13 protein-coding genes are annotated in these 21,633 nt (G+C 72.9%); 4 read left to right on the forward strand and 9 right to left on the reverse strand.

Translation table 11 applies throughout. The features are described 5' to 3' along the window. Positions 1–329: 329 nt before the first annotated feature. The 4 genes from ACVCAH_RS23460 (at position 330) to ACVCAH_RS23475 (ending at position 8,059) form a co-directional block, all read left to right on the forward strand. Complete coding sequence (locus tag ACVCAH_RS23460) at positions 330–611, forward strand: hypothetical protein (RefSeq protein ID WP_447138346.1); 282 nt, start codon at positions 330–332, stop codon at positions 609–611. 14 nt (positions 612–625) lie between these two features. Beyond that, on the forward strand, positions 626–3,592 hold the full coding sequence (locus ACVCAH_RS23465; RefSeq protein WP_447138347.1) for a hypothetical protein: 2,967 nt from the start codon (positions 626–628) through the stop codon (positions 3,590–3,592). Between the two features lie 497 nt (positions 3,593–4,089). Then, on the forward strand, positions 4,090–5,418 hold the full coding sequence (locus tag ACVCAH_RS23470) for an alkaline phosphatase PhoX (protein ID WP_447138413.1): 1,329 nt from the start codon (positions 4,090–4,092) through the stop codon (positions 5,416–5,418). A 247-nt stretch (positions 5,419–5,665) separates the two neighbouring features. Beyond that, on the forward strand, positions 5,666–8,059 hold the full coding sequence (locus tag ACVCAH_RS23475) for an ATP-binding protein (RefSeq protein ID WP_447138348.1): 2,394 nt from the start codon (positions 5,666–5,668) through the stop codon (positions 8,057–8,059). A gap of 9 nt (positions 8,060–8,068) precedes the next feature. On the opposite strand, the gene ACVCAH_RS23480 is transcribed toward ACVCAH_RS23475, so the two are convergent. From ACVCAH_RS23480 to ACVCAH_RS23520, 9 genes are all read right to left on the reverse strand, one after another. Further along, the gene (locus ACVCAH_RS23480) at positions 8,069–8,818 is read right to left on the reverse strand and encodes a hypothetical protein (protein WP_447138349.1); all 750 of its coding nucleotides are present in this window, start codon (positions 8,816–8,818) and stop codon (positions 8,069–8,071) included. Continuing rightward, positions 8,815–13,923 (reverse strand): hypothetical protein, encoded by a 5,109-nt coding sequence (locus ACVCAH_RS23485; RefSeq protein WP_447138350.1) that lies wholly within the window; start codon positions 13,921–13,923, stop codon positions 8,815–8,817. The genes ACVCAH_RS23480 and ACVCAH_RS23485 overlap by 4 nt, the downstream gene beginning before the upstream one ends. Further along, positions 13,920–14,417 carry a hypothetical protein gene (locus ACVCAH_RS23490; protein WP_447138351.1) on the reverse strand — a complete coding sequence of 166 codons (498 nt, stop codon included), beginning with the start codon at positions 14,415–14,417 and terminating at the stop codon, positions 13,920–13,922. The genes ACVCAH_RS23485 and ACVCAH_RS23490 overlap by 4 nt, the downstream gene beginning before the upstream one ends. A 1,181-nt stretch (positions 14,418–15,598) precedes the next feature. Then, positions 15,599–18,052, reverse strand: a complete 2,454-nt coding sequence (locus tag ACVCAH_RS23495) for a hypothetical protein (RefSeq protein WP_447138352.1) — start codon at positions 18,050–18,052, stop codon at positions 15,599–15,601. Next, a complete protein-coding gene (locus ACVCAH_RS23500) occupies positions 18,049–19,659 on the reverse strand; it encodes a hypothetical protein (RefSeq protein WP_447138353.1) in 1,611 nt (536 codons plus the stop codon). The genes ACVCAH_RS23495 and ACVCAH_RS23500 overlap by 4 nt, the downstream gene beginning before the upstream one ends. Beyond that, positions 19,628–19,852: a hypothetical protein gene (locus ACVCAH_RS23505; RefSeq protein ID WP_447138354.1), complete on the reverse strand. Its 225-nt coding sequence runs from the start codon at positions 19,850–19,852 to the stop codon at positions 19,628–19,630. Before ACVCAH_RS23505 ends, ACVCAH_RS23500 begins: the two co-directional genes overlap by 32 nt. A 5-nt stretch (positions 19,853–19,857) precedes the next feature. Then, positions 19,858–21,078 carry a phage baseplate assembly protein V gene (locus tag ACVCAH_RS23510; protein WP_447138355.1) on the reverse strand — a complete coding sequence of 407 codons (1,221 nt, stop codon included), beginning with the start codon at positions 21,076–21,078 and terminating at the stop codon, positions 19,858–19,860. After that, positions 21,075–21,290 (reverse strand): hypothetical protein, encoded by a 216-nt coding sequence (locus tag ACVCAH_RS23515; RefSeq protein ID WP_447138356.1) that lies wholly within the window; start codon positions 21,288–21,290, stop codon positions 21,075–21,077. Before ACVCAH_RS23515 ends, ACVCAH_RS23510 begins: the two co-directional genes overlap by 4 nt. Continuing rightward, on the reverse strand, positions 21,287–21,610 hold the full coding sequence (locus ACVCAH_RS23520) for a hypothetical protein (RefSeq protein ID WP_447138357.1): 324 nt from the start codon (positions 21,608–21,610) through the stop codon (positions 21,287–21,289). Before ACVCAH_RS23520 ends, ACVCAH_RS23515 begins: the two co-directional genes overlap by 4 nt. Positions 21,611–21,633 lie beyond the last annotated feature (23 nt).

Genomic DNA, 21,633 nt, shown 5'->3' on the forward strand with positions numbered 1-21,633 from the left:
CGCCGTGCGCTACGAAGCCACCGTGCACGTCGCCGCGATCAGCGAGTGGCTGTGACCGACTTCGACACAGGCCCTAGGCCGCCGGCCAAGACGTCGACGATCGCGGCTAGGAGGCCCTCCTCGCCCAGCCCACCGCGCACCCGCCCGGCACCCCGGGCCGGGGCGCCCACACAGCTCGGCCTGCGACAGGCCGCTCTATTCCTCTTCCCGCTCCTTGTCGGCACGGCCCGCTACTCAACGCTGGTCGACGGAGTGACTCGTCGGTGACGGCGGGAGGCGTCGCTGAGCCGTGATCCGGATCCGCTTCGGCCGCGGGCACAATGTACGCCGTGCTCGCCGCCACCCGTACCCTGCTGACTTCGCTCGGTCCGCTGCCGTACCCCCAACGGATGAACCGCCTTGCGGAATGGGCGCGGACAGCGCCCGCGCGTGCCCGGGTCTGCGCCGACCTGCGCGAGCAGGGCCCCTACGAGCGGCATCTCGCGCTGTTCGCCGCGATGGTGGTCCAGGATGCCGACGGTATCGCCGCTGCGACGCGCGACCCGCAACCCTCGATCAGACTGCCGCGCTCACCACGGCGCTGCGCACCGGCATCCCGGTCGGCGATCTGACCGACCGGCCGGCGGTGGAGCGGCGGCGGGTCTATCGGGCCCTGCGCCGTCGGTATGCGCCGGCCGTCGCCGACGCGCTGATCAGCGAGGTACGTGCCCAGTTCGGTGACGAGGAGGCCGCCGCGCTGCTGCCGGCCTGCGGCGCCGATACCGTACGGGCGTTGCTGCCCGACCTGGAGCACGCGCTAAACCTTGAGCGGCTGGTCCGGCGGCACCCCGGCCCGTTGCTGGACCGGATCCGCGAGCGGCTGGCCGCGGCCCCGCCCGAGCTGCGCGGAAGGATCTGGAGCCGCGCCGCCGATGCGGTGTTGCGGTGTGACCCGGCGCAGGCGCTCGACCTGCTCGACCGGTACGCGTCCGAGGAGTCGCTGCCTGGCCCGCTGGACGCGTACGGGAGGCTCGCGGCACATGACGCGAGCCGCGTCGCCCGTCTGCTCACCACACCGGGCCGCACGGCCTGGCTGCAGCGGAACACGCTGCCGCCGGCCCTGCTGCGTCGCCTCGCGGCGCTGCCCACCGACGAGCTGGCGCCGCTGGCCAGCCGGTTGCGTGAACAGAGCAGGGCGTTGGCGGCGCTGCTCGACGCCGTCGCGCCGAGCCGACGTGGGGAGCTGTACGACCGGGCCTTGGCGGAGGTCGACAAGGCTGCGCTGGTTCCGGCCGCCGAGGTCATGGAGGTGCTGCCGACCGCGGTCCGGATCCGTGAGGCGACCCGGGTACTGGGCCTGGCGAGGATCCGTGAGCGGGAGGCCGAGGTGCGCTGCTGGAGTGCGTACCTGGCCTGGCCGGACGCGTCCGCGGCGCTGGACGTCGCGCTGCGCTCGGGTGACGCCGACGAGCGGGCGCATGGTTACGCCCTGTTGGTGGAGGCCGCCCGCCGCTCCCGCGACCCGCAGACGGTGGCTGAGGTGATCGTGCGGCTCGGCCGGCCGCGCAACGAGCAGGATCCGGTACGCGCGGCCGCGCTCACCGCGTTGGCGAAGGTGGCACCGCTGCTCGCCGCGGACACGGCGGCCCGGCTCACTCAGCTGACCACCGACGCGGTCGACGCCCGCGACGCCTCCGCCGCGACCACGACAGCGTTGAGCACGCTCGCCGCCGATGTCCTGCAGCACCACGTGGCCGTGCCGCAGCTGTGCGAGTGGGCGCTGCTCACGATTGACCTGGTGAGTACCGCCGCGAGCGTGCCGGTCCTGCGCCGCTTCGACACCGTGCTGCGCCGGGGGCAGGAGGCGATGGTCTTCGAGCGACTGCGCGGCTGGGTCGAGGCCGGCATCGCCCGCGGTCGGTACGGTCCGCTCTTCGCGCTCACCCACGCGCTCGGCAAGCGGGCCTGGCGGCTGCCGCAGCTGCAGGACCTGTTGCGTCGGGCGATCGGTCCGGGCACGCTGCCCTCGGTGGCTCGGACGGCGATCGGGCTGTGGCTCGACGATCCGCGTACGCGCTCGGAGCGGGTCGCCGAGGTGCTGATGATCGATCCGACGGCGGTGACGATCCACGAGGTGTGGGCTACGGTCTGCATGTCCCGCACCGACCTGCTCGACCAGGTGCTCGACCGCCGCCCGCGCGGCCGGTTCGTCGAAGCGGGGACGCGATGGGTGCCGGCCTGGGCGTCGCACGCCGAGCGGTGGCTGCCCCGCCAGCGGACCCGCTTCGTGGACCTGCAGGAGCTGGTCGTCGCCGACACCGAGCAGGGGGTGTGGCGGCGAGCGGCGGCGATCCGGGCTGCCGTCGGCGTCCCGGGTGTGGGCCGCGAACTGGTGTTGCGCCACCTCGGCGCCCCGGAGGTGCCGATCGCCGAGGCGGCGCTGGGCGCGCTGGTCTGGACGGACCAACCGGACGAGGCGCTTCCGGTGCTGCTTCGGTACGCCAACGAGGACCGGGCGCGGGTGGCGCTGTACGCGGCCGGCCGCGCTGCCCGGCACGTCCCGCCGTCCCGGCTGGCCGATCTGCTCGGCGAGGTGGTGACCGGCCCCGCGAAGATCACAAGCCGGAAGGAGGCGGCCCGGCTGCTGGCACGCTACGGGCCGCCGCGGGTGATGTCGACGCTGCTCGACGCGTACAGCCACCCGGACACGCACCGCGACGTGCGCGCGGCGATCGTCTCCGCCGCCCGGCGGCGGCTGCAAACCGAGGCGAGCTGGACCATCGTGCGGACCGCGGTCGACGGCAGCCGGGAGGAGCGGCGTGCGGTCCTGAGCGCGTACCCGTACACGATCCCGGAACGGCACCGCCCGCGCTTCGGCGCGCTCATCACCGCGGCGTGCCGTGCTGCGGACCGGGAGGTCCGGCGGGCCGCGTTCGGCCAGCTCGGGGAATGGTCGCCCTGGCTGGCCGGAATCACCGAACTGGTCGTGGACCGGCTCACCGACCTCGACGAGACGATCGTGCACATCGAGGTCGCCAACCTGCTGAAGGCCGGCGGCGACGGGGTGCTCGGCGACGCGCTGGCCCGGCTCGTGGACCGCGACGCGGACGACGATCATCCCGGAGACCCGACGGCGGACCGCCCCGCCCGACGCCGCATCGAACTCCTCGCACGCGGCGCGGTCGTTCGGTCCCGGAGCCGGCCGGCCAACACCGACCAGACCGCGCTGATCGAATCAGCGCGGTGGCTCGCCGGCCATCCCGCCCACGCCGGTACGGCCACGGGGCTGCTGGTCGACCTCGGCCGGCTGGACAACCTGGACGAGATCTCCGGGCTGTGCGGGGGCCGGCCCGTCCTCGCCATCCGCACCGCCGAACGCGTCGGCGCCCGCCTGCGAAGCCTCCGCGACTGGCCTGACCCGGCGATCCTCGCTGGCACCGTCGCGCGACTGGCCGGCCGCGGCGACCTCGCCGGCGGGCTGTTCGCGGTGGCGCTGGTCCGCCACGGGGCCAGCTTCGGTTGGAAGGCCCCGTGGCGGGATCTGCTGATCGGGCTACGCCGGCACCCGGACGCCGACGTACGAGAGGAGGCATACGCCATCGACATGAGCTGATGGTCCCTCGACGCGTTCCCACGATCGATGGCCGTAGGCGCGGCGGTCAGGGATGACCGAGCGATCATTGGGTTCCCACAGTGGTGCGCGCTTGCCGTGCGCAAATGCCGACTTGAGTGCGTCGTGGGTCCGGAATCCTCGACGGGTCGTGGCCCGACCTGCCCTCGCGCACGATCCGATGGTTCCTCCTTGTGGCTCGATCGTTAGCACCTGCCAACTGCGGTCGCGCCGTAGTTCGGCTTCGATGTGACGGCTGCCGAGGCGGCCTGGGACGGCTGTCTGGCGGCGCCGGACTGGGACCAGGAACCCGTATCGACACGGCGATCAAATCGACCGATGTCTTGACGGGTGGGGCGGGATGTGACGTAGTGGATCGAGCCGTTCGGGTCGATATCGGCCCGGGCCGCTACGGGCCGCGACGTCTAGGAGGTCTGTCCGTGTCTTTGTCTCGCCGCCAGTTTCTGTCCCGCTCGGCCGGAGCCGGTCTGGCTGTGGCCGTGGCCGGTTCGGTCGACGCCCTGTTCACCGCGGCACCCGCGCTGGGGGTGTCCGGCCCGGATGTCGGGTACGGTCCGCTCGTGCCTGACCCGGCCGGCATGCTCGACCTGCCGGTGGGCTTCCGCTACACGGTGCTGTCCCGCGAAGGCGCCGTCCGGCCGGACGGCGGCATCGTGCCGAGCCGGTTCGACGGTATGGGTGCCTTCGCCGACAAGGCGCGCGGTACCCGCCTGGTCCGCAACCATGAGTGCTCCCCAACCGCGACGATCAGGGTCGTGGCTCCGCCGGAACGCACGTACGACCCGGCCGCCGGGGGCGGGACCAGCACGATCATCGTCAAAGCATCAAGACGCGCCGTCTCTGAGCACGTCAGCCTGGGCGGCACGGCCATCAACTGTTCCGGCGGCCAAACCCCTTGGCGCACCTGGCTGACCTGTGAGGAGACCGAAGACAAGGCGGGTGCCCGCGGATACACAAAGGACCACGGGTTCATCTTCGAGGTTGACCCGTACGACGATGCTCGCAACACCGATCCGACACCGCTGACCGCAATGGGCCGGTTCCAGCACGAGGCAGTCGCGGTCGACCCGCACACCGGCATCGTCTACGAGACCGAGGACGCGTTCGTGGCGCCGCTGGGCAGCTTCTACCGCTTCCTGCCGAACCGGCCGCTCGGCGGTCACGGGAGCCTGCGGGCAGGCGGCGTGCTGCAGGCCCTGCACGTCCCGGACCTGCCGGACCTGTCCGTGGTGACCGAGGCGGGCGCGTCCTTCTCCGGCATCGAGTGGCTTGACGTGCCGGACCCGCTGGCGATGACGGAGTCAGTCCGAGCGCAGGACTACGGCAAGCCGATCACCGGTGGGTACAAGATCGAGGGCGCCTGGTGGGGGGAGAAGGACGCCTGCGCCTACTTCGTCTCGTCGTTCGCCCGGCGTGAGCTGGGCTCGGCCCGCGACCACGACGGCCAGGTCTGGCGGTATGACCCCCGAGCCAACACTTTGCGCCTGGAAACCATCTTCACCCGCCCCACGCCGGCACCGGAGAACCCGGAGTTCGACGCCCCGGACAACATCTGCATGTCCCCGTACGGGGGCCTGATGATGTGCGAGGACGGAATCGGGGACCAGCACATCCTCGGTACGACCGCCGACGGCGAGGTGTTCGTCTTTGCCCATAACCGGGTCAACGTCGGCACCGCCGAGGACCCGGAGTATGGCGAGCTGGCCGGCGCGACGTTCTCCGCAGACGGCCGGACCATGTTCTTCAACGTCTACAACCCGGGCATCACGTACGCCGTCACCGGCCCCTGGAACCGTCGCCAGGGGTGACGCCGCAGCCACCGTGCGGTGCTCCCCGGTCCACATGTGAGCGGGGAGCCTGCGGGTGGGCTGGGCCGATGGGGCGTTGCTAGCCGGCTCGGCGCAACACGGTTTCGGTGTCTACCACGGTCTTCACCGGCTGTCCGCCCCCGTTCCACGCCGCGTCTTCGTCCGCACAACCAGCCGCACGGCTGACGAGGGTGTGAACCGGCGCCCGACTAGGCTTGACCGTACTGGAGGAAGGGGATGCCTGGCGATGCTCGACGTCTTCCTCGCCGATGCCCTGCAGCGACTGGACCGGCGCATCCTCGACGTCTGCGCCGAGGAGGAACGCCGCGCGGCACAGCTCGCGGGGGACGGTGGGCGGGGCTGGACGGCCGTGCGCAACCTTGTACGCCCCTCGGTAGACGACCTCATCGGCAAGCCAACCGACCGGGCCGGGCTGCTGCCGGGTGGGCCGCACGTCCTGCGGCGGATCGGGGCAGCGCTGGGGCTGGTGGAGTGCGAGCTCGAGGTCTTGCTCGTGCTGCTCGCACCGCACGTCGAGCCGCGGTACCAGTCCGTGTACGCCGTTCTGCAGGACGATCTGCACCAGCCGCGGGCGACCGAGCGGGTCCTGCACACGATCCTCGGCCGGGACGCCGAGCGCCACCGACTACTGGCTGCGTCGCTCGGCGCCGCAGGCCGGCTGGTACGCAGCGGCCTCGTGGTGCGCCTGCCCGGCACGTACGCGCCGCTGGCGCGGCCGCTTGATCTGCCCGAGGACCTCGTCGCCGCCCTCTTCGGCTCATCGGAGCCGCCCGTGGCCCAGGCCCTCGGTCAGCGCTGGACAGGGACGGGCGAGCAGCCCGGCCCGCCCGAGGGTGCCGGGGAGCCGCCCTCGCCGGCGCTCCAGGTCGTGTTCGGCCACGGCGACCTCGCGGAGACCGCCCTGTCGCTCGTGCCCCAGCAGCGCCGGGTGGTCGTCGTGGCTGTGCCCACCGCGACCGCCGACGCGACCGCCGTCGCCGCTGCCGCGTGGCGGGCCGGCCTCTGCACCGGGGCGCTGCCCCTGCTCGACCTGAGTGCAGTCCAGGAGGCGGAGGTCGGCGGCGTGGCGCGGACCGTCGAGGAACTCGTGGCGCTCGGCGGCACTGCATGGCTGCTGTGCCGCGACCCGCTGCCCGTTCCGGTTCCGCATCTGGAGGTCGGGCCCCCGACGTGGGCGGGACGCCGAGACACCTGGCTCGCGGAGGCGTCGGCGCGTGGGGTCGCGCTCACCTCTACCGAGGCCGGTGCCCTCGCCGCTCGACACCGGTTAGACGGCCGCGGCGTCCGACGGGTCCTCGACGTGGCGACCAACAGCTGTGCGACGCCGGACGCGGACGCACTCGACGTCGTCGCGGCGGGCATGGGCGTGGAGCATGTACGGCACAGCCGGCGCACAATCCCGACCCGCGGCTTCGAGGACCTGGTGCTGCGCCCCACGACCCGCGAGGCGCTCGACCGCCTCGTCCATTACGTGAAGCACCGCGATCAAGTGGCGGAGGACCTGGGACTCGAACGCCGGTACCGGTTGCAGCGTGGGCCGATCGCGCTGTTCTCGGGCCTGTCGGGCACGGGCAAGACCCTGGCGGCCGAGGCGGTCGCCGCGGCGCTGGGCCGCCCGCTGCACACGGTCGACCTCGCCCGCCTGGTGAGCAAGTACATCGGCGAGACCGAGAAGAACGTCGACGAGGTGATGTCCCAGGCCGAGCAGGCGTCCGCGGTGCTGTTCTTCGACGAGGCGGATTCCCTGTTCGGCAACCGTACGGAGCGGACGTCCAGCGCCGGCGACCACTTCGCGAACATGCTCGTCGGCTACCTGCTGCAGCGGATCGAGCAGCACGACGGGACGACGATCCTCGCGACGAACCTGCGCGGCGGCATCGACGAGGCGTTCCTGCGCCGTTTCCAGTTCCGCATCGAGTTCCCGTTCCCCGGAGCCGACGAGCGGGAGCGAATCTGGGAGCTGATGCTGCCCGAGCGCGTAGTCCGGGCGGACGACGTCGACCTCGGCCGGCTGGCCAAGGCGCACCGACTGGCGGGCGGCGACATCCGCAACGCCGCACTGAAGGCGGTGTTCCTCGCGCACCGGCGGGGGACGCCGCTCAGGCAGGACGACCTGGAACGCGCCATCGCGCTGGAACTGCTGGAGATGGGTCGACTCTCCCGACAGCCGGACGGCGCCCAGCCGGGGCGGCGGCCTCCGGACCGCGGCGAACTGCTGCGCGCCGGCCTGGACGACCTGCACGACCAGCTCGTGTTGTGCCTGCGGCAACGGTTCCTCAAGGAGATCCACGTCGTACACGGCTCGCCGACGGACGAGTTGCTCGCGGGCAAGAAACCCGCTGTCTCGGTGGCGCTGTTCCGGGTCGCAGCCCGGCGCGGCGCCGACGGCCTTCGCGCCGGGTTGGTCGTCTCCGCCTGGTCGCACCGGGCGGAGGAGGAGAGCGAGCTGCTCGGCGTCGTCCACGAGGCGCTGACCGGCATGACGCTGGCGCCCGTCCATGGGCGGCAGGCGCGGTTGCGCGTGCAGGAGAGCCACGACTTCGACCTGCTCCACCGGTTCTGGAGCAGCCACAGTCATCCGGTGCGCCCGTCTGTGGTGCTGGACGTCGAGATCGAGTGACGCACCCGCCTACGACGACGCCGCCACCCGGCGCACCTCGTCGTGGATCCAGCCCGCGACCTCGCGCACGGGCACGCCCGCGGCGCCGTGGCCCACGACGCGCGCGAGCCACGGCACGGACACCTCCGCGAGCACGTGCATCTCGAAGAACGTGTCCACCGTCAGGAGGAGCAGCTCCTCCCAGCGCGGCCGCAGCTCCGCCCACGGCAGCCGCCGCTCGACCGCCGCGACGAGCAGCGCCAACCACGCCTGGATGTTGAACCCCGGGCTCGCGCCGGACTCCGCGTCGACCGGCCCGGTCTCCGGCAGCGCGGCGATCGTACGCGCCGTTCGCAGGTCGCCGAGCGCGAGCGCGGCGAGGCCCCGCGTCCAGTGCATCCACTCCGGCTCGAGGCCGGCGGTCTGCATCCCGGCGAGCCAGCCGCTGCCGGTGCGGACGGTCGCCTCTGGCACGTTCAGGCCCATGATCTGCAGGCCGTTCATCACGCCAAGCACCGAGAGGTTGGGTTGCACGGCGTCGGGATCCGCCGCGTCCAGCGCGGCGACCTGCCGCACGACCGCAGGCACGAGCGGCTCGAACTGCCAGGCCTCGTGCCCGCCGACCGCCACGATCGCGTCGGCGACGACGGGCTCCTGGGCACCGACGTCGAACCGGGACGGCCCGTCCGGCGGGAACAGCCCCTCGAGCCCTTCGCGCAGGCCGTCCCGGTCGATCTCGAACCCCGCCGTGCTCGACGACACGAAGTCCTCCAACGTCACTCTGCTTTCCCCGCCTTCCTGGCCTCGATCGCCTGTCGCTGGTACGTCGCCTTCACGTCGGTCGGCCCGCCCACCTTGAGGTGCACGTTGCCTGGTTGCGAATCGACGGACGCGCGGAGCCGGCGGAGGACCGATCGCGCGTCCAACTCGTCCGCCCCCATCTTCGTCTTCGGGCCGAGCCAGATCTCCACCTGGACGTCTCCCGCCTTCGACGCCTTCGACAGCGCCTTGGCGGCGTGGGCCTCGCCCGCCTTCCTCAGCTCCGTCGCACGCCCCCGCAGGACGGTCCGGAGATCGGCGAGGTTGGTGGCGAAGTTGTCCGTGATCGCCGTGAACTCCGCCAGCGGCACGTACGAGTTCGGGTAGTCCTTCACCTCCAGCACCCGGATGAGGGCCGTCATCTCGGCACCTTCCCCGTGGAACTCCACCACGACCCGGTCGAACCCCCAGCGTTCAGGACCGCGAGGCACCATCCACCAGCCGGTCAGGGTCGTACCATGCCGTCCCGCCTCACGCGTCAGGTCCACCGCCACCTGGAGCTCGGCCGCTTCCTCCAGGATCTCCCCACGCGTCGTGCGGGACGACCCTCGCTCCACCCAGTTGCCCTTGGCGTCGAAGACCTCTTCGACCTGCCGAAGCACCGTCTTTCCGCGCCGCACCTCGATCAGGCGATAACGCTGGGACCAACCACCCAGGCGCGTTCCACGCTCGACCGTCGCGTTGAGGACCATCCCCGGCTCGGTAGTGCCGCCGGCCTCGATCACATAGACCCGTGGCTCTCCCCCGCCGGTCGGCGTCACCGTCACCGCAGTCGCGCCCTCGACCCGGTCGATCGCGGTCACCTTGCCCTCGATCCCCGACGTCACGTAGGTGTGCTTGGGCCACTCGTCGCCAACCTGGTACGCGCGCTGGCCGGTCTTCGGGGCGGGCGAGTCGGTGACGACCTTCGCGGTCCGGCCACGTCCCGACGTGGGGACCAGGGTGCGTTCCTCGACCGTCTCGCGTCCGAACAGCCGCGCCTCCTCCTCCATCCAGCTCGGGCGCGGACGCGTGCCGGCGTTCATCTCGGCGATGGCCTCCGGCGTGAGCGCCCGGGCCTCGGCCTCGTGCCGGTTCAGCTCCGCCAGCCGGGCCTCCGCCTCGGCCAGTTCGGCGGGAGTGACGTCGCCGTAGGGCGCCTCCTCCTTCAGCGCCTCCACGATGCGCTCCTGCGCGTCGATCTCGAGGCGGCGCTGGACGTCGAGCAGGTGCAGCCGGTCCTCGGCCGACTTGTCCGCCCAGTCGAGCAGATTGCGCTCGGTGAGGAAGCGCACGTCCGCGGCGAAGTCGGGGTCGGTGAGCTGCCGCAGGTGCGCGGCCTCCTGCAGCATCTGCGTCCGCACGGGGGCGTCCGAGCTCACGTAGACGACCGCCCGGTCGCCCTCAAGCAGGGTCAGCGCGCGGCCCTGCCGCGTACGGAACATCCCCTCGAACGCCTCAGGTGGCAGCACGCGCACCTCGTAGGGCGGCATCGCGGCACGCTCGGCCGGTGAGGCGAGCTCACCCAGCGCGTCCTCCAGACCGCGCCCGAAGGCGTGCTGCTTGGTGGTCAGCTCCTCTGGGGCGAGCCGGATCTCCCCGTAGAGGATCTTGCGAATGTGCGTGACGTTTCCGGCGCCGAGGTCCGCCTTCAGCCGCTTCAGCAGGTCCTCGATCGGTGTGACGTCGAGCCGCGGCCGTTCGCCGGGCCGCGTCGGCCCGGGCTCGTACTTCAGGCTTCGGCTGATCTGTCGGGCGTTTTCCAGCTCGCGAAGCATGTGGTCGGGGACCGACGCGCCGTCCACCGAGCTGCCCAGGGCACGCCGGTACAGGTCCTGGGTCAGCGCCTCGCGCTGGGCGCCGCTCAGGTCCAGTTCGTCGAGTCGGCGGAGGGCGACATCGAACCGGCCCTGGTCCGCGAGGGCCGCCACCTGGTCGAGCCCCGATGCGACCTCGCCGCCCACGATGCCCAGCTCGCGGCCGGCGACGCGCAGCAGCCGTCCCGCGCCCTTGAACGCGCCTCCCATCACCGGCGACGCGATCGCACCTGTAGCGCCGCCCCAGAACGCGCCCTGGGCGGCTGCGGAGAGGAAGCGGGCGAAGACGGCCGAGGCGCTGCGCTCCCACGTGGCCCGGTCGATCGCCGTGGTGAAGACAGCGTCGCCCGCGCCCCCGATCGCCCCGTCGATCGCGCCCTCGACGGCCAACCTCGCTGAGCCGGCCACCGCCTTGTTGATGGCGCTCCGGGCGGCGTAGCGAGCCATCTGCTTGCCGAGCATGGCGCCAACCGGCTGGGCGAAGGCTTCGCCCGCCACGGTCAGCGCCCCCGTGACGGCGCCGTGGGCAAGGTCGTCGAACGCCTGGTCCGGCGTGGTGTAGTCGCGGAACTGCGCGGCGACGCCCGCGCTGGCGCCGGCGCCCAACCCGGCAGCCATGAGCATGGACACGACCAGCGGCGTGCCCGTGCCGCCCGTGGCGACAATGACGACGACGCCAGCCACGACGGCGGCGAGCTGGCCGACGAACTGGGCCGCCGCGTTGCGCTCGCTGCGGTTGCGGTCGATCGCGTCCAGCGCGTCGTAGTAGGCAGCGGCGAGCTGAACCAGCCCGGAGTGGGGCCACCCGGTCGTCGAAAAACGCGCCCAGACCCTCTCGAACTCCGTCGCCATCTCGGTCACGGTCTCTGGCGACCAGCCGAAGACACCCGACGCGTCGATGCCGGCCGACGCTGCGGCCAGCTGCTTGTGCAGGCGGATCCGCATGAACTCCGCCTCGAGCGCCGCTTCCTGCGGCGACATGTCCGGCCGCGTGATGTCCGGCTCGCCGAGGAACGCCTCCTCGGCGCGCAGCCGCGGGACCGGGTCCAGCCGGTCGATGACGAACATGCGGTTCTCGTAGGCGGTGGTGAGCTCCGACCCGATGTCCAGGTCCGGCGGGACGCCGCGGCGGAGCATTGCCAGCCGCGTGCCCATCCAGCCCGAGCCGCCTGCGGCAGCTCTCTCCTCGTCCTCAAGGGACTCGAGCACGTAGTGGTAGCGCAGCAGCCGCCGGTCGCGGGGATCGACGGCGAGGCCCTCCGCGAGCTTGCGAGCATCGGCAACATCAAAGGCGTATGGCACCTCGCCCACGAGGCCGGCCGCGATCAGCGCGTCCGCCGCGACCTGAAGGTCCGCGGACGGGTCCGCGATGACGTCCGCGATCGTCCTCGGCGTCTCGTCCCATCGCGAGGACCGGAGCTTCTCGAGCGCCGCCGCGAAGTACGCCTCGTTCTGCAGCGCAGCCCGTTGCGAGCGGCGCAACGGCCGCACCGCCGCCACAACACCCGCCAGGTCGTTGGTCTGCGCCGCCCGGTGGATCGTGTAGGCGGCGACCACGACCTGCGGGTCCGCGGCGTACGGGTCCGACTGCGATGCCAGCTGCCACGTCGCGGGCGGCCGCATCTCGTCGATGTCGACGTCGGGCTCGAGACCGACGGTCAGCCCCTGCGGGATGCTCACCGCCAGCGTGCCGTGGGAGAAGGCGAACGACAGGCTCGGCTGCGCGCCTTCCAGCGAGGCATACGCATCGAGCACCCGATCCATCGGCAGCGTAACCTCAAGCCCCTTGTCCGCCAGGTGCTGCTTGACGTCACTCGCCTCGAGGATGGCCGACACGTTGAAGCGGTGCAGGCCCTTGAGCGCGTCGACGAGCTGCGTGGCCGTCGTCGCCTGCAGCACCCGGTACCGGGCGACCTCCGCGCGCGAGAGGCCGAGCCCTTGGCGCACCAGCTGCTCCCCGTCGGGCAGGGCGAGCAGGCGATTGACCGTCGCGCGGTTGTCGCCCATCTCCTGCAGCCGGGTCCGGACCTCCTCGCGGTCGGACTCCGTCACCTTGGGGTTGCCCGCGGTCTCGGTCAACTGCCGCAGGGCCGAGCCCAGCGCCTCGGCCGCCACCCTGATGCCGACTTCGTTCTCGGAGTCGTTGTCCTGAGCGGCCTGCTCCTGCGAGAGGTCCAGGGCGCGCATGATCACGCTGACGTCGTCGTTGGACTCGAGCAACGCGTACAGGCGCTTTTGGAACGTCCCGCCGAGGTTGGACGGCGTCCACGACTGGACGTACTGCGACTGCAGCCAGTACCGCTCCACCGGGCTCAGGTCCGTGACGGCGAGGTAGCCCAGGTCGGGGCTCGAGCGGCGGTCCGCCTCGCAGATCCGCAGGAAGGCCGCCTTGACCCGCAGCTCGCTGGTGAGGTTCACGGCCGCCTGGCGGTCGGCGGCGTCCAGTTCCGGACCGGTCGCGCTGGTGACGCGCTCGAACCGGGCGATGAGGGCGCGTAACGCGCGGTACCCGTTGTCGTCTTCCCGGCGCAGGATGTGGCTGACCGTGCCTAGGAGCGAATCGGCCGATGTGCCGGTGAGCTTGCCGGTCTTGCGGTAGTCGGAGACGAGGCCGAGAATCTCCTCGTCCGGCATCCGGTCCAGCGTGCGGATGATCCCGGCGACGTCGTTGCTGAAGTAGCCGTCCCACAGCTTCACCAGCTGCTCGGCCGGCACGACCCCGCGCAGGAGGGGAAGGATCGCGCCCAGCTCGGTGTCGTCCATGACGTCGTTGAGGTCGTCGAGCAGGTTGCTGCCGGAGCGCTCCCAGATCTCCCGCGCCTTCACCCAGGACGCCCGGTCCCCGAGGCGCAGCACCTCGGGGATGGTCAGGTGCGGCGGCGCTCCCGGCACGGGCGCGCCTGCCCAGCCGCTTCCCGTGGCGTCGGACCAGGCGAACCACAGCAGGGCGACCAGCGCCGACGGCTCCGCCGGAGCGCCCTCGGCGATCCACGTCTCGTACTTCTCCCCGGGGAGCTGGACGAACCGACCCGGCAGGATGTCCAGGGAGGACCCCGCCGGAGCTTGGGCGTCCACGAGCGGCGTAGGGGCGAGCTGCGGGCCGGCGGGCACAAAGTCCTGCCACGCAGTACGGGGGACGGCGGGTCCCGCCGGCAGCCGCCCGAGGGTGAGCGCGGGGAGGAGGAGAGTGGCGGGCGGATCGGGGGCGTTCTTCTGGGCAGGAGCGGTCACGGCCTTCTGCTGCTGCGCGCCGATCGGCCCGCCGTTCATGACGCAACGGCTTGCCTGTGGGGCACCGGGGTGAGCACTGTGCGGCTGGCCGCCGACCGCGCGAAAACCCGGGCTGACACGCGCCCCACCGTCCCCGGGTGGGGAGCGGCGGACCGGCCGTCGGCGGACGGCGTCACCGGGCCCGACCAGGTCGCCGTCCAGCCTTCGTCGGCGCCGTGGACCGCGAGGCGGTAGGTGGCGTCCTCGTCGTCGGGCGGCAGCAGCACGGCCAGCGGCGGAAGATCCACGACACCGAGTGCGGCCCACCGCCCGAGCACAACGTCGACCAGACGTGCGGCCTCGGCCGGTGCGAGTCCGGACGTCGCGGCCCGCGCGCCGTCGGCCGTGGCGACCCGGCCCAGGGCCTCGCGGCCATCGACGAAGCGGCCTGCCTCGAGCAGCACTCCGTACCGTTCGGACAGCCATCTGGCGACCGCCTGCAGGACGTGGGCGAGCAGGGCGTCGCTCGGAACGGAGTTCATCCGGACCTCCATACGGACCGGTCGAGGAACCGGCGGTCGGGCCGCGCGCGCACAGGCGAGGCGCCGCGGCTGCGCAGGCTGGGCGCGGGGCGTGCACGTCGTGGTGGCGCGGGGGCCAAGTCCTCGTCGGGCTCGTCCCCGGCCGTGTCCGGGGGTGCGTCGTCGACCGCGGCGGACGCCTCAACAGGCGCGGCGGCGGTCGAGGTGGCACGCAGGGGATGGACCCGGTCCGCTGGCGGCGCAGCGGGCTGCGGTGCCGGTGGTGGCGCCTGCGGCAGCGGCGGCGCGACGCCGGCCACGGGTACCGTCGGAGGTCCCGGCGTCCTGCGCGCGACCGACAGGTCAGCGGCGACCGGAACCGCCGCTGGCGCCGCATGCGTGCGTGGCAGCGGCGGCCCTGGATCCGGGTCCGGGTCCGGGTTCGGGTCCAAGTCGCGCGGCGGGGACGGCGCCGGCGGCCCCTTGCCCGATGGTGGCGCGGCGGGCACCGCGGGGTCCGGCCGGGACGGTGCGGGCGGCCGCGCGGGCACCGCGGGCCCGGGCGGCAGCCGCTCGTCGTGCGCGATCGGTGCGGGCGGAGCGATGCGACCGGTGCGCACGGCAGCATCCGGCGGCGCCGTGACGACGTCCTCCGGTGGCACGGCGGGCAGGACCGGCGGCGGACCGGGTGGCGTCGGGTGGATGAGTGGCCACGTGTCCGGCGGTGCGGCCGTGATGGCACGCGCGGCCCGAGGTTCGGGCGGCGCCCCGGCGGGGGTAACCGCGGGCGGCCGGGGCGGCGGCGCGACCACCGGCGGGTCGCGGTCCCCTCCACGAGCCGCAGGCTGGGGGGCCGCCCCGATGTGCGCGGGCTGGACGGGCTCCGGCGGCGGGGCAGGCGGCTCGACCGCGCGCGGCATCCCGCCCCCGGGTACCGGCGGCGGCTCCACCCACGGCGTGCGGATCGCTGGGGGGCGCGCGGCCGCCAACGGCGGCCGGGGGGACGCCGTCCACTCCGCGGCGGATCGCGCGGCCGGGGCCGGCGGCGCTCCCGGCACGGTGGTCGGCGGTAGCGGCCCCGGGACGCCCGGCAGGGGACGGAACTCGCCGCCGTCGGTCACGGCGAGCGGGTGCAGCACGCGCTCCAGGTCGCGAAGCAGGAGCGCGACGCGGTAGGCGTCCTGGTTCGTCGATGGCTCGGGCACGGGTCCTCCTCACTCCAACGTGTGACGCGTCCAGCCGCGGAAGATCTCGAGCGCTGCCGCGAACTCCTCGGCGCGGTCGACGTCGGGCGGCCCGGCCAGCTCGGCCGCGGAGCGCCCGGTCACCTCGGCGAGGAAGTCCAGCGGCAGCAGGCGACCGGTCGCGAGGCTCGGGACGTCGAAGCCCGCGAAGTCCCGGCGTAGCGTCACGTCGCCGACGAGGGCCGTCGCGAGCCACGACCGCCGCAGCACCACGACGGCGACGTCCTCCTGGGGCCCGCACACCAGGCACGAGCCGGCGTCCGGTTTCGGGAGCGCCGCGGGATCGGAGGCAAGGATCGCGGCGGAGGAGGTGTCCATCCGGTCGACGACAGACGCCGTCGTGCGCACCACGCTGTCGACCTCGACGACCGCCTGCACCATCGGCCCGGGTGGCCCGGTCTCGGGGTCCGGCGCGGCGCGGCCCCGCAGCAGGAGCAGCTCCCCGGGCCGGGCGATGAGCGGCACGCGGTCGGCCGGGGTGCCGGTCCAGAACTCTGGACGCAGCCGCGCGAGGACGAGGCTCGTCGCAAACGCGGGGACGGAGCCGTGCAGCGGCATCGCCTGCAGCGGCACGGCCGACGGCTCGGGAACCGTCCGCACGGCGCCCGACCCTCGGATCTCCGTGTCGATCACGCCGCGTCCGTGCACGAGGCACAGCCGTGACCACAGGCCGACGGCTTCGTGCACCGGGCCGTCGGCGTGCGGGCCCGCCGCGGCCTCGCCCAGCCGCAGCTCGGTGTCGGTCAAAGGTGCCGCGAGGCTGCCGATCGTCGAGCCGGCGGCGACGATTCCCGGGCTCCCCGGTGGCCCGTGGGCGATGGAGACCCGCAGCGGCGACGTCACCAGGGCCAGCCGGCCGGCCCGGCGGTCGAGGCCGACGATCACCGCCGCCGCCGGCCGCTCACCCGTGACGACGCCGACGGTGCCGGGTTCCAGCTCCGACAGCGACGGCCCGAGCGAGGCCGGCTGGGCCGTCGTCAGCGTGTCGCTGCCGACCGTCACGTCCTCGCCGACGGTGAGGCCGACGTACAGCAGGCCGGTGTCGCCGCCGTTGACCAGTGCGCGGACGCCGAGCACGGACGGTGTGCGGAACCGCACCGCGAGCCCGTCGAGCAGCAGCCGATGCCGGTCGGAGAACCAGCGCACCAAGCCGCGCCAGCTCGACGAGAACGTCGCCTCCAGCAGGCGTAACTGGCGCAGCGTCCCGTCGGGGTAACCGATGCGGGCGGCGGTCGCGTCGTCGAGGTCGGCGCGCAGTGGTCCGCTCTCCACGGGCGCGGCGAGCAGCTCGGGTTCGCCGCCCGGGGCCAGAGCCGCGATCGCGTCGGCCATGGTCTTGCGTGAGTCGGCCGAGGATGCCAGCCGAGCGTCGTCGGCGGCGTCGGCCAGGGCGGTCCACGCCGCGGCCGAGCCACCCAGCGCGGCGGCGGCGTCTGCCACGGTGTCCGGCAGGGACGCGGTGCGGCACCCGAGCTCCTGCAGCTCTGTCGCGGCCGCGGTGAGCACGTTGCCGTCGCCCGGCAGCGCCGCGGCGACCGCGCGGGCCTGCGCGGCGATCGAGACGAGCCCTGGCGCGGCGGCGACCGGCGTCAGGATGCCGATCCGCAGGCCGTCGAGCACCGCGGTCGCCGCGGCGAGGAGGCCGCCTGTGGCGGGCAGGGGGCTCGACTTCGCGATCGTGAGCTTGACGTCGTTGCGCGGCGCGGACCGCCGTCGCGCGCAGAGCGTCCCCCACGCGAGGACGGCCTCCGGGGGCTCGTCCGGCTCGTCACCGGCGCCGTCCATCGATAGGAACGGCACACCGGTCATCGCAGCGTCGCGGCGTCGGGCCTGGCAGAACAGGCTCACGCGGTCGCCGCTGCGTCCGCGGTCGTCACCCTTGGGATCGGCGGCGACGTCCACCGTGCGGCCGGACGGGCCGACGATGGACGCGGACTCCACGCCGGGGTAGGCGGGAAGCACCAGCAGCGAGGGCGGCTGCCCCTCGCCCGGCGAGCGAGTGAAGATCGATCGGGGGCGTGGAAGCCGCACCTCGTCGTGCAGCGTCGCCTTTGGCTCGTCGTCGTCGGAGAGCGTCACGCGCAGTTGGGCGACCGCGAGCTCCAGGTCGTCCGTTCCCGGCACGCGCCACACGCGCAGCGCCGGGTCCCAGCCGTCCGTGACCGCGACCTTCCTTTCGGTCTCGACGTCCCAGTACTGCTGCGGCAGGGCGTCGACCACCGGCTCGCTCAGCGCATCCTCGGGGTCGGTGACCGCCCGCCGCCGCTCGACGATGCCCGCCACCCGCAGCAGGACCTCGAGCTTGCGCCGGTGGGGGCCGTCGGCGTCGCGCGCGCCGTCGATCTGCTCGAGGAACGTCTCGACCTGCTGCCAGGCCATCGCCCACAGGTCGGTCTCGCGTCGGAACGCCCGTCCCACCTTCACGACGCGCCCCTGCCGTTGCCGCTGCCCTGCCGCGGGCCGAGCGACATCGCCAGCGACCGGCTGCCGCGACGACGCGCCCGTCGGGTGGACTCCACGAACGCCAGCGTCGCCGGGTCCAGCGGCGCGCCCTCGGCGAGCAGTTGCTCGAACCCCTCCGCGACGGCGGTCGGGAACGTCTCGATGGCCTTCTCGAGGTCGTCGCGCGTGGTGCCCAGTTGGGTCACCAGCTCGTCGGACAGGCCCGAGATGCCGAGGGCCTCGGCACCGCCTTCACCCTCGGCGCCCTCCCAAGCCTCGCTCGCGAGGGCCTTGGCGTCGGCGACGGATGCCTCCGCCTGCTCGGCGAGCGTGTTCCAGTCCTCGATGAGCGCGGCGAACGCCTGGTCGGCCGGCTTGCCTTGGCCGAACAGCGTCCAGATCGGCGCGATCTCGCTCGTGCCGGCGAGCAGGCAGATCCCCATGACGGCGTTCGCGGTCTGCACGCTGCCGTCCTCGGCCGAGGTGTTCGGCCGGTTCTCGGCCTCAAGGAACGCGTTCACCAGGCCGTCGACGCCCTCGTCGGTGTGGACGAACAAGCCGTGCAGCCCGGTGGCCACGAGGGCGGCGAGCGCGTCGATGACGCCCTGAAGGATCGCGACGATCTGCCGCAGCACGTCGATCTTCTCGCGGACGGCGGCGACGAGGGACTTGATGAGGTCGATGACGTTGTCGACGTTGAGCAGCAACGCCTCCAGCCACTTCGGGACCTTCTCGAGCATCCGCAGCGGGTAGTCGTCCTCCGACGCGAGGTCGCGCAGCCGCCAGTCGTTCCAGTCCGGACGCACCGACGTGGACCGAATGCGGGTGCGGTCGGGGTCGGCGGGCCACTCGGGGAACGTCGAGGCGAAGTTCTCCCAGGCCTTGCCGAACGCCTTGGTATCGAACAGCGAGGCCAGTAGCGGGCCGATCGCCGCGAGATCCGGCAGCTGCGGCGCCGTGGCGACGATGAACAGCGCCTCCACCGGCGCGCCGTCGGAGAAGGTCGGCCGGTTGAGGTCGCCGGGGTCGTCGAACGACTGCCGGAAACGGTAGGCCCACTGCGCGAAGCCGTCGGCCGGGCGATCGGGCTTGGGTGGGGTCTGCCCGGCGATCCAGGTCGGCGGCTCGACCTCGCTCAGGCCGAGGTCCTGCATCGTCGCGATGTTGGACGTGAGGCCGGGGGCGTCGACGTACATGTAGGCGCCGGAGTTGAGCAGGTCCTCGACGATCGTCGTGAGCAGCTCGATCGCCGCGAGGACGAGCGCGCGGAACGGATCCGTCAGCCCGATGAGCAGCTTGGAGACGACGTCGAGGATCCCGGCGACGAACTCGAGCACCGCCGAGATGACCTGCACGGGAACCTGCGCCGTCGTCACGACCTGCTGCAGCCCGGGGATGCCGCCCAGCGTGAGGCGGCTCCAGCGCAGGGGCTGCGTGCCGCCCTCGTCTGCGGCTGCCTCGCCCGCCGCCTCGCCCAGGGCGACCGCCGCGCTCGCCAGGCGCAGCAGTGTCTCCTCGGCGACGTCGGGGCAGTGAAGCTTGAGCAGCTCGAGGAGCTCAGCGGTAGCGTCGCCGGTGCGCGTCGACATGGCGCTCCTCCCCCAGCCTGCGCTGCAGTTCCGCCATCGCCGTCAGGCGCGCGCCGTCGCTCGCCGCCGTTACGACGGCGGCCTGCTGCAGCAGTGCCTGCGCCTGCGTGAGCCGCTCGATGAGCCCCGAGGCGTCCATCCGCTGCCACGTGTGCCGCCGGTCCGTCCGCCGCCCGTTCGATCGCCGGTCCATCGCCGTCACCCCACCGGGAAGCGCTTGACGAAGCCGAAGTACGACAGGTCCATCGTCGGTGTCATGGCCGCCCAGGTGTCCATCACGGGCCCGTACGCCGGGGCCAACACCGGATACACGAGCCTGAGGAGCTTCGCGAGCATGTTGTGGTGGATGGCGAGCCCGTCGCCGAGCACGAGCGGCGAGGTCGCCGCTGTCCCGCCGAGCTGCATGATGCCGATCTTCGTGTTGAGCGAGAGGTTGCCGGCGAGGGCGTCGACCGAGAACGCCTGGAGGGTGAGGTCCGGCATTCCGGCGGCGATCTTGACCGGTCCGGCGGCGGCGACGTTCACACCCTGCCCGCTCGTAAGCCCGTAGCCGCCGACGACCGTGTCGCGGACGGCGCCCGAGACGGTCCGGGTATGCGAGCCCGACACCGACTCCGTGAGGGGGCCGCCGACGGAGATGGTCGTGCCGTTGGCGTTGACCGTGCGCACGAAGGCCGTCCTGGCTATCCGTTCCGTGAAGTCGCCGCCGACGGTCAGCTCGCAGTCGCCGTCGACGTCCCGGGTGTCCGACCCGCCGATCTCCTCCGTGCGTTTGCCGCCCAGGTCGAGGCTCGTGTCGCCGTCGATCTGCTCCGAGAGCGAGCCCTTGTTGAGCGTGCGCTCGTTGCTCATGATCCGGTCCAGGCCCTCTTCGCTCAGGATGAGCCGGTTCCCTGTGCGGTCGTGGATCTCGATGCGCTCGTTGCCCTGCCGGTCGTCGAGCACGATGTGATGCCCAGTGGCCGACTTGAGGATGCGCACCTTCGGCGTCGCGCTCTCGCGCGGGTACTCGTGCTGCGGCACCTCGGGCGTGCGCTCGGACGAATCGTTCCGCACGGGTGGTGCCCCCGCCCGGGCGGTGCTGTCCGGCCCGCCGACGTCGCCTCCACCCGGCGACCCCCACCACATGCCGCTGTAGATGGGCTTGGACAGGTCGCCTTCCTCGAATTCCATCCACACGCCCGTGCCGGGTTCGGGGACCGCGAAGAAGCCCTGGTCCGGGCCCGCGTACGGCGCCGCCGGCATCGCCCACCCGGTCGGGGTCGAGTCACCGAGCAAGCGAGGCACGATCGCCCGGATGCGGCCGCGGTTCTCCGGGTCGTCGACCGCGTGCACGTAGCCGCGGTACTTGCCGTAGTACCGCTGGTCGAGCCGCTCCAAGAGCTGCGCCACGAGGTCCTCGATCGCTCCGTCGCTCATCGGAACCCCCGTTCCGGCTCCTCGACCGTCGGCCGCACGCCCGAGACGTCACCGAGCGCGAGCACGATGTCTGCCAGCCCGTCCGGCCGCGCCAGGCGGATCGCGTCCTCCTCGATGTCCACGACGGACCCCACATAAACGTGGCCGAGCGTCGTGAAGACCAGCAGCTGGGCCTCGGCCGGGAAGTTCTCCAGCTGCGCCCGCAGCTTCACGTGACGAGCCCTTCGCGCACGCGATCGAGCACGAAGCGGCGGGCCGCGAGCTCGTCGGTGTCCAGCCGGACCCGCTCCCCGCGCAGCCTGCGGCGGGCCGCCTGCACGAGCTCGGCGAGGCTTTGCTGCTGCGGCGGCTCGGGCAGGATCGTCAGGCGGACCCGCGCTCCGTCGGCGATCCGCAGCAGCGTGTCCACCCGGTCGAGGCTCGCGACGAGGATCGGCACCGGGTCGTGAGCCGTGTCGGCCTCGTCGTCGCGCGCCGGGGGCACGACGGCGTGCGCAAGGTGACCAGCGGTGAGGCTGGTGGGTGGCGGCATGGCGGGCTCCCTGGGTCGTCGGG

The sequence above is a fragment of the Micromonospora sp. LZ34 genome (assembly GCF_052981855.1).

Excerpts from the sequence above, each read along its gene's own strand:
- ACVCAH_RS23475 (WP_447138348.1), top strand. The coding sequence starts at position 5,666 with ATGCTCGACGTCTTCCTCGCCGATGCCCTGCAGCGACTGGACCGGCGC.
- ACVCAH_RS23485 (WP_447138350.1), bottom strand. The coding sequence starts at position 13,923 with ATGAACGGCGGGCCGATCGGCGCGCAGCAGCAGAAGGCCGTGACCGCT.
- ACVCAH_RS23490 (WP_447138351.1), bottom strand. The coding sequence starts at position 14,417 with ATGGAGGTCCGGATGAACTCCGTTCCGAGCGACGCCCTGCTCGCCCAC.
- ACVCAH_RS23500 (WP_447138353.1), bottom strand. The coding sequence starts at position 19,659 with ATGTCGACGCGCACCGGCGACGCTACCGCTGAGCTCCTCGAGCTGCTC.
- ACVCAH_RS23505 (WP_447138354.1), bottom strand. The coding sequence starts at position 19,852 with ATGGACCGGCGATCGAACGGGCGGCGGACGGACCGGCGGCACACGTGG.
- ACVCAH_RS23510 (WP_447138355.1), bottom strand. The coding sequence starts at position 21,078 with ATGAGCGACGGAGCGATCGAGGACCTCGTGGCGCAGCTCTTGGAGCGG.
- ACVCAH_RS23520 (WP_447138357.1), bottom strand. The coding sequence starts at position 21,610 with ATGCCGCCACCCACCAGCCTCACCGCTGGTCACCTTGCGCACGCCGTC.